The organism is Streptomyces sp. SID3343 (assembly GCF_009865215.1).
In the GTDB taxonomy this organism is placed as follows: domain Bacteria; phylum Actinomycetota; class Actinomycetes; order Streptomycetales; family Streptomycetaceae; genus Embleya.
In genome coordinates this window covers 1-7,943 of the sequence record NZ_WWJX01000620.1, presented here as the reverse complement: position 1 = coordinate 7,943, position 7,943 = coordinate 1, and the positions used below count along the sequence as shown (strand labels likewise).

Sequence of the window (7,943 nt, the reverse complement as noted above, 5' to 3'; positions counted from 1 at the left end):
ACGAGCCGGTCCCACAGGTCGTCGCCCGCGCGCCCGCTGAGCCGGTCGCGCAGCACCGCCCGCAGACCGCCGACCTCGCCGCCCCCCTCGCCGTCGGCCACGCTGTCCGCGCGGTCCCATCCGGGGTGTCCCAGCGGCAGGTCGCACGGCAGTACCGGGACGCCGTTGCGAGCGGCCCAGCGCAGTGCCGCGAGTTCCGGCGAGAAGTCGGCGAAGGGATAGAACCCGAGCCCGTGCGGGCCGTTGCCGGCGAGCGCGATCGGGGCCCGGGTGTCCTCGTGGGCGAGCCATTCCAGCCACGGCGCGGCCTCGCGCGGCAGCTCGATCAGCACGACGTCGGGACGTACGCCGTCGAGGAGTGCGGGTACGGCGGCGGCCAGCGACGGCGCGTGGTGGCGCACGCCGATCAGATACGGCTGTCGGGCCGCGGCCAAGCGCGCGGCGGCCGGGCGGGCCTCGTCGACGGGCCCGCCCGTTGCGTTCGATGACACGTGCTCAGCCCTCCAGGACTCCGCGCAGATCCCACAGGGTGCGCCAGGTCGCGGAGCCGTGCTCCGCGCGGCGCCGCACCGCCGCGTCCCAGTAGGACAACAGGCGGTCCGCGTCGGCCGGGTCGTCCTTCTTGGCAACGCCCAGCAGGTGCCCCGGGAGCAGGCCCAGCACGTCCCGGTCGCCGGGGAAGTACGCCGCCGCGAGGGCGAGCGAGGACGCGACCGAGACCGCCTCCGCGGTACTCAGCACGGTGGACGGGCGTTCGATCTCCCAACCCTCGGCCGAGCGGCCGGTGCGCAGGTCGCGGAAGGCCGTCACGAGCACCTCCAGGACCGTGTCGTCGACCGTGTACGCGGTGCCCGTGCGTTCGACCGCGGCCTTGGCCTGGCGCCGGACCAGCGCGATCTCCGCGTCGTGGTCGCCGATCGGGCCGACCGTTTCGAAGTTGAACCGGCGCTTGAGCGCCGCCGACATCTCCGAGACGCCCCGGTCGCGCAGGTTCGCGGTGGCGATCAGGGTGAAGCCCGGGGCGGCGTGGACCTGCGCGTCGGCGCTGCCCGCGAGTTCGGGTACCGCGATCCGGCGCTCGGACAGCAAGGACACGAGTGCGTCCTGCACCTCGGGCAGGCAGCGGGTGACCTCTTCGATCCGCGCCACGCCGCCGGTGGTCATCGCGGTGAGCACCGGCGAGGGAACGAGCGCCCCCCGGCTGGGGCCCTGGGCGAGCAGGAGCGCGTAGTTCCAGCCGTACTTGAGCTGGTCCTCGGTGGTGCCGGCGGTGCCCTGGACGGTGAGCCCGCTGGTGCCGCACACGGCGGCGGCGAGCAGCTCGGACAGCATCGACTTGGCGGTGCCGGGTTCGCCGACCAGGAGCAGACCGCGCTCTCCCGCGAGGGTGACCACGCAGCGTTCGACGAGCGCGCGATCACCGACGAACTTGGCGCCGACGGTCAGCGTGCGGGGCAGTCCGGGGACCGCTTCGGGCAGCTTGAGTTCGTCGCCGCTGCCCATCACGAAGGTGACCACGGCCCGCGGGGTGAGCCGCCACGCGGGCGGGCGCGGCCCGCTGTCGTACGCGGCGAGGAAGGCCAGTTCGGTTGCGAACAGGTCCTCCGGGGGTTGTATCTGTCGGGCGGGCAAGGGTGTTTCCACAGCGGTTGCCATCAGCGGCGGCCCTTCCGGGTGGTGCGGGTGACGAGTTGCTCGAAGCCGGGTGCGTCGCCGTCCTGAACCCGCTGCCAGGCCCGTCGGAACAGCTCGGGCACGGGGTTCTCGGGGACGACGGCGCTACCGTACGCCCGGTCGTACAGGCCGTCCTTCCAGGTCTCGACGGGCAGTTGGGGCGACTTGAGCGCGTTCCAACCGCCGGGCAGGAACAGGGTGCGGCCGGCGCGTTCGCGCTTGGCCTCGACGACGAGGTCGGTGGCGGCCAGTTCGGCTCGGGCCTTCTTCAGCCGCGCGGGCTTCCAGCCGGTCCAGCGGGCGACCTGACGGTCGGTCGGGTCCGGGAGGGCGAGCAGTTGCAGGTACAGCGTCGCGGCGTCCTCGCCGATCCCGTGCGTCTTGGCGACCTCGGCGACGAGTTCGGGCACCACGTGCGTGGGGTCCTGGGGCAGGCCGGCGGGCCCGTCGGCGGCGAGGAGGCGGGCGAACGCGGGGTCCAGGATGCGGCGCAGGGCGGTGAGTCCGTTGGAGGATTCGCCGCGCAGGCCGATCAGGCGGTCGAACCACGGGTCGTCCGCGCCGGTGAATCCGGCGGGGCGTACGTAGGTGAATTCGCTTCCGTTGTACCAGGGGGTGAGGAGGAGGCGGTCGTCGATGCGGACGATCCCGTCGGCGTCGGCGCCGCCGTGCTCGGCCAGTCCGGCGGCCTCGCGCACGCGCGGCGCGGTCGGCTTGCCGTCGGAGTATTCGACGTCCAGGTCGAGCACGAGGCCCGGGTCGGCGAGGCGCCCCCGCAACAGGTCGAGCACGTGCGGCAGTTGGGCTCGCAGCGGGTCGCCGTAGGGCAGTCGGTAGGCGAGCCACGCGAGTGCGGTCACCGTCATGGCCAGGGCGCTGGAGCTGGGCACGTTGGCGCCGTCGGACGCGCGCAACTGCCCGTCCTTGTCGAGTTTGTGCGTCGAGGTGCCGACGATCCAGGCATGGGACTCGGGTGCCAGGACGGTGTCCACTCCGTAGGACGCCACGCCGCGAAGGTCGGCCGCGACGTCCTCGGGCAGCCGCAGCACCCGGCCGAACTCGACCTCCCACGCCCGGATGGTCGCCGCGATGTCGAAGCCGGTCGTCCACAGGGTGTGGACATCCTCGGGCGCGGCCGGCACGAGCGCGGCGAGCACCCTGGCCCGCGCGCTGCCGTCGAGGCGGGCGAGTTGGGCACGGGCGTTCTTGGCCTCGGTGGCCTTGAGTCCCAGGATCGCCCGCTGGTCCTTGTCGAGTTCGTCGGCGGGCGGGCCGGAGAGCAGGACGCTCGCCTCGGCTCGGCCCAGTCCGGTGCCCTCGACCAGTGCCGGCACCGACTCGGGGCGGACCGGTACCGGCCCGTGTTCGCGCACGCCGCGGACCAGGGCGGTGATCCGGGCCGCCGAGAGCGGCTCGGTGTAGCGGTGCTCCTCGTGGGTGGTGAAGCCGTCGATCGCCTCGAAGTTCTTCGAGGGGTCGTGGTCGAGGGCGACCCAGTGGTTGTTCTGGTTGTAGGTGTACTGACTGTCCAGGAAGATCACCGTGCGGTCGCCGCGTCGCAGGATCTCGCCCTTGCGGTTGCGCTGCTTCTTGTTCTCCTCGACCGGCTCGCACAGGGTCACCCTGCGCAGCGTGCCGGCGGGGTCGCCGAGCGGGCCGGTGGCGAGCGCTTCGAGGATCAGCAGCAGCGACGCGCGGTGCGCCTCGGGGGTGAACGGCGACAGGGCTCGGGCGGCCACACCGGCGCGCAGGTCGAGCAGGGGGTGCCAGCCGAATCGCGGTTCGCCCAGCTTGCCGGTCGACGTCGTCCAGGTCTGGGGGCGATCGGTCGAGGCCAGCGTCCGGGCGACGGAGGTGATGTGTTCGAGCACCGTCCACGAGGACGACGAGAAGCCGTAGTAGCCGGTGTTGATCACCCCGGAGAGGGCCTCGCGCAGGTCGTTGTCGCCGCCGTGCTCGGGTCCGGTGGGCAGCGCGCGGACCTTCTTCTTCTCGATCTTGCCGAACGCGCGCAGCCGCTCCGCGAGTTTGGCGGTGTCGCGGGCGAGCGAGGCGACGCCGAAGGCCAGACCGGGGTGGGTGACCTCGGGCAGCAGCCGTCGGATCGGCTCGACCCGCACGAGTGCGGGCAGGGTCGGCTTCCGGCCGGCGGCCTTGGCCTCGCCGTACTCGTGATAGGCCCGGTCGTGGTCGGCCTGGACGGCGGCGACCAGTTCGGCGACCTTGTCGTCGGCGAGCGTGCGCAGCGCGATCGAGCCGCTCTCGTCGCGCGGGCGCAGCGCGTGCCAGAAGGAGCGCGGCGGCACCAGCGGGCTGCCCGCGGCGATGCCCCGGCCGCGCTTGTACGTCGTGCAGTTGCCCAGGTGGACGTCGCCCGCCCACAGCGCGATGTGCTCGCGGGTGGCGATCACCGTGGGGGCCGCGCCGCCGGGCAGGCGCAGGGTGCCGAGCGGGACGTCCTGCGGCCGATTGTCCCAGTTGCGGTGGTTGCGGGCGGGGATCGTCACGGTGGTGCCGTCGACCGAGCCCGTGGTCACCGTGTCGCCGTCGACTCGGACCCAGCGGCCGAGCAGTGTGCCGTCGGTACCGAACGGGCTGTGCTCCAGGCCGGGCTGCAGCGGGAGCAGTTCGCACGCCTCGGCGATCAGCGAGCCGCCGTCGGCGACGGCCGCGGCGAAGGGGGCGGGCAGCGACGCGCGGCCGTGCGCGCCGGTGGTCGGGTCGTACTCGGTCCACTTGCGGTCGCTGCGGTCGTGGTCGAGCGACCAGTGGGCGATGCCGTCGGTGAGCAGGGCGCGGCGCGGCGGGAGCTTGGTGTCACCGGCGTGCAGGGGGCGTCCGCCGGTGGCTCGACCGCCGTCGGGCAGCGCGAGCGAGACCGCGGGGTGACTGTCGGAGCCGCTGTTGGGGCCGTCGCCGTCGAGCAGGAAGGTCTCGCCGGGACGCGAGGACCAGTAGCCCTCCCAGTCGTAGTTCTTGTTGTACCAGGCGACCAGGAGTTGCCCGTCGACGTAGCGGTAGCGGGTGTGCTGCCACGAGTTGTGGTCCTTGGGCACGCGCGGTTCGTGGTCGAGCAGGATGCCCTCGGGGCCGACCACGATCGCGCGCTTCTTGGTGGACAGCACGAGCGCGGGCCACGCCTCGTCGACGTCGAGTTCGACGTTGCCGGGGACACCGGCGCCGAGCAGTTCGGCCGCCTCGTCGAGCGCGGGCCAACCGAGTTCGTCGTACACACCGGCACGCAGCGTGCTCGCCAGGAGCGCGGAGGCGTCGTACGCGCGCACTCGCTCGACCACGTCGGGGGTCACGTCGGCGACCACGTCGCGGAACTCGTTGATCGCGCCGAACGCCTGCTCGGCGGCGGGCAATCCGGTGGCCGAGGCGAGGTCGGCGGCCCGCTCGGTCAGCCACGCGGCGAGCACGGGGCGCAGGACCGGGTGGGCGGCGGTCTTCTCGTGGCGCTTGCAGGCGCCGACGCCTTGGTGCAGCAGGGGCGCGTGCGCGGCGTCCGCGGCGACGGCGGCGAGGTCGCGGCGGCCGTCGCGGCTGTCGTCCCACCATTCGTCGAGTCCGATGCAGGCGTTGTCCTGCGGCGGCGTGAGCGGTATCCGCTCGGCGAGTACGAGGTCGAGCAGGTCGACGTCGACGCCGGTGCGCCACCCGCCGCCGGTGAACAGCGTGACGGGTGTTTCCTCGGCGCGCAGGGCGTCGGCCATCCGGGTGACCAGGCTCAGCGTGCGCTCGCAGCGCGGGCCGGGGCGCCAGCCGCGTTGGCGGTGCGTGGCCCAGCGGGAGATCCATTGGGCGCGGGCGCCGGGCGCGAGTGTGTCGCCGGCGACGAGCAGGTCCACGACGCCGGCCTCGGTGAGCAGGTCGAGCCAGAAGCCGTCGAGGTCGGCCGCCTCGGTGGAGCCGCCGGGCGTCGGCAGGATCTCCAGCAGGCGTTGCCGCGTGTCGGGTTCGGCGGCGGCGAGCGCGGCCAGCGGCTTGCGGTTGACCTTCCAGAACGACAGCGGCGCGCGGGCGATCGCGGGGGTGGCGAGCAGTTCGCGCAGCAACGCGCGTTCGTCGGTCTCGGTGTCGCCGCCGGACGCGCGGATCAGCGCGCGGGCGTCCTCGGCCAGGCCGGCGTACGGCGGCATGCCCGCGGTGCAGCGCTCGACGGCGAGTTGGCGAAATTGCACCCACGCCTCGCGCGGGCCCAGCCGGTTGGTCAGCGCCTTGGCGTGCTCCTTGAGCGCCTTGGCGGTGAGCGCGCCGGCGAACGCGAACTCCAGGAACACCGCGCGCAGGCGCTCCTCCTCGATCGCCAGGTTGTGCACGCGCTCGGCCTCGCGGGCCTTGCCGAAGAACGCCGACGCGTAGGTCGTGTTGTCGTGCTTGAGGAAGATCCGCGCGGCCTGCTCGTGGAACGTGGGCAAAAAGTGCGGTACGGCCCGGCCGAGTCGGGTCGCCAGCGCCTCGAAGCCCTCCTTGGCGCTGCCCGGCTTGGTCTTGGCCTGGCGGTCCAACCGCTCGATGTCGCGGACCAGGGCGAGCGCGTGGTGGCCGTTCGCGGGGTCGTTGACGAGCGCCCAGGCGGGGAATCCGAGCGCTTCGCGGCGGACCTGGCCGACCTCGGGCACGTCCTCGTCGCGGGCCAGGCCCAGGAAGCCGAGCGCGAGATCCTCGGCGTCGCCGAGGGTGGCGGGGACCAGGCGCACGATCGGCCGGTCCGCGAGGACGGCGTGCGTGTACGTGCGCACGGTCAGCGTGTCCACGTCGTCGCCGGTGAGCGTGGCCGGGGGCAGTACGGCGCCCGCGTCGAGCAGCGTGCGGGCCGCGTCCACGGCGGCCTTGGTGTCACGGGTGGTCGTGTCGGGGGTCGTCATGCCGCTGTCTCCGTCGTCTCGATCGTGCGGCCCGCGTACAGCGCGGCGCCCATGCGCATGCCTTCCGACCACGCCACCGGCGGGACCCGGTCGAGGGTGAGGGCCTGGCCCCGTTCGGTCCACGAGACCGCGCCGGTCTCGGTGGACTCGTAGCCGTCGTAGTCGCCCAGCCACATCCGGGCCTCGATCTCGCGCCCGCCGTCGAGCACGGCGCACACGGCCTGACCGCCGCGCACCTGGTAGCCGAGCTGGGTGGCCCGGCCGATCAGGAAGCGCAGTTGGTCGTAGCGCCCGCCGGAGAACTCCTCGACGGAGGTGCGCTTGCCGTCCTCCGGGTCGGCGGCCCGGTGCCACACCTCGCGGTACAGCTGCCCCACGCGCTGTTCGACGCCCAGTTCGACGGCGAACTCACGCAGGTCGTCCAGGTCGCCCAGCAGTACCGGGTGCGGGATGCGCACCGTCTCGGGGTCGACGTAGACGGTGTCGCCGTCGAGGTCGACGATGCCCACCCCCCGCTCGGGATCGGCTCCGCGCAGGAAGCCGACGGTGTCCCCGTCCTCGGCGGTCACCACGAGGTCACGCAGGACGGCCTGCCAGGACGGGTCGGGCCACACTCGCGACAGCACCGAGACGAGCACGGGAACCGAGCCGATCATCCACGCCTCGACGGCGGCCAGGCACGCGCGATCGTGTCGTTCCAGCCATTCGACGAGTTGGCGCAGGCCGATCACGGCCGGATCCTCGGAAAGTTTGCTCGGCACCGACTTCAGTTGTCGGCCCTTGGCGTTGCGGCAGACCACTTTGCCGTCGTCGAGGGCGACCTCGTAATCGCCCGCCGGGATCCATCCCACGTTCGTTCCCCTTCGCTTTCCGTCGGTGCCCTACAAAACCGCGCCCGGGCGACCGCTTTCGCGACCGACGTCGCGACTGCCGTCGACACGACGATCACGATTGCGGCTCAGGTGTGTGGCACCCCGTCAACTGCCGTGCGGCACAAGGCGCAGGGCGCCCGTGACCAGGATGGCGGGAACGTTAGCGGCCCATTCCGACAGGGTCGTCGTCCGGCAGGAGGAAAACGGTCCTCCGGGCCGGGAAATCGCCACTCGACCGGAGGAATTCACGTCTGCCGCGAGAACAACAGGCGGCTTTTCCACTAACTTTCGAGGCATGACAGTGCCCGCCGTGCCTCGTGGTCTGCGCAGTTTGATTCCCGGCCCCGGATCGGACGGGGCGGCGGAGGCGGCGACGCGTCTCACGTCGAACGGCACCGTCGACTTCCTGCCGGCGACGGTCGGTTTGTCGGCGGCTGTCGGTGTGTCGGCGGCCGTCGGTGTGCCCGCGGCTGCCGGCGGGTCGACGGCGATCGGCGGCGCGGCGCCCGACGGTGGCTTCGCGGCC

General features: G+C 72.9%; 4 protein-coding genes and 1 pseudogene. 1 reads left to right on the top strand and 4 read right to left on the bottom strand.

What is annotated here, in order from left to right; all coding sequences use genetic code 11:
* The 4 genes from GT354_RS19365 to GT354_RS19350 all read right to left on the bottom strand — a co-directional run.
* A partial coding sequence (locus GT354_RS19365; RefSeq protein WP_346012088.1) for a DUF5682 family protein occupies positions 1-491 on the bottom strand: 491 nt, incomplete at its 3' end.
* Positions 492-495: 4 nt separating this feature from the next.
* On the bottom strand, positions 496-1,656 hold the full coding sequence (locus tag GT354_RS19360; RefSeq protein WP_161357557.1) for an AAA family ATPase: 1,161 nt from the start codon (positions 1,654-1,656) through the stop codon (positions 496-498).
* Positions 1,656-6,545, bottom strand: a complete 4,890-nt coding sequence (locus GT354_RS19355) for a hypothetical protein (RefSeq protein WP_161357556.1) — start codon at positions 6,543-6,545, stop codon at positions 1,656-1,658. The genes GT354_RS19360 and GT354_RS19355 overlap by 1 nt, the downstream gene beginning before the upstream one ends.
* Complete coding sequence (locus tag GT354_RS19350; RefSeq protein WP_161357555.1) at positions 6,542-7,396, bottom strand: DUF4132 domain-containing protein; 855 nt, start codon at positions 7,394-7,396, stop codon at positions 6,542-6,544. The genes GT354_RS19355 and GT354_RS19350 overlap by 4 nt, the downstream gene beginning before the upstream one ends.
* Positions 7,397-7,556: 160 nt before the next feature.
* Between GT354_RS19350 and GT354_RS19345 the strand changes: the two are divergent.
* Positions 7,557-7,943 (top strand): annotated as a pseudogene (locus GT354_RS19345) (hypothetical protein); the annotation flags it as partial.